The sequence below is a fragment of the Microcystis sp. LSC13-02 genome, from assembly GCA_002282935.1.
Taxonomy (GTDB): domain Bacteria; phylum Cyanobacteriota; class Cyanobacteriia; order Cyanobacteriales; family Microcystaceae; genus Microcystis.
In genome coordinates this window covers 1-609 of the sequence record MTBT01000271.1, presented here as the reverse complement: position 1 = coordinate 609, position 609 = coordinate 1, and the positions used below count along the sequence as shown (strand labels likewise).

2 protein-coding genes are annotated in these 609 nt (G+C 39.4%); both read left to right on the top strand.

The window, feature by feature from the left end:
* The first annotated feature begins 97 nt into the window (after window positions 1-97).
* The gene (locus BGL89_RS17230) at window positions 98-379 is read left to right on the top strand and encodes a hypothetical protein (protein WP_286826760.1); all 282 of its coding nucleotides are present in this window, start codon (window positions 98-100) and stop codon (window positions 377-379) included.
* Window positions 380-554: 175 nt separating this feature from the next.
* The coding region (locus tag BGL89_RS21335) for a helix-turn-helix domain-containing protein (protein WP_353737477.1) at window positions 555-609 on the top strand (55 nt) is incomplete at its 3' end.

Below are 609 nucleotides of genomic sequence, written 5' to 3'. Positions count from 1 at the left end.
AAACTGATTATTTATTTTCCCCTTTGCATGAGTGCCTCTTGCATGAGTGCCTCTCCTCATAACTAGCCTATACTCAACGGATTTAGTATAAAAGGCAATGACACAATCATCTTCTCCTAAAACGGTACGGAGAGGACGGGTTTTCCCAGAGAAACAACTTTCTCCTGAAGAGAAAGCCAGAATTAAAGCTGAAGACGCAGTGTTTTATAAACGTTGTCGAGAAGTATTTGATCGAGTCCAACCAGAATTGATTAAAGATCATTATGATTGGTTTATAGCGTTTCCTGTTCACAAGAGGTACATTCTTAATCCTGAAAAGCTTAATCAACAAAGGTTAAAGTGTGCCTCGCAGATGCGAGAACCGCTATATTATTATTGAACCTGACAGTGGGGAATATTTTATCGATGAAGATAAAAAGGTAGCGATGGCAAAATCCCGTTCTCAACATCCAGGGAAAAAGTGTATTATCATCGAAAATTTTGGGTCTGAAACCCCGTCGTTCTACGACGGCTTTACTGTTAAATATTAGCACATTTACGGAATATATGCTAAAATGCTCCCCATGGAAAAAGCCTATTGGTTTCGATTTTACCCCACACCCGAACAAG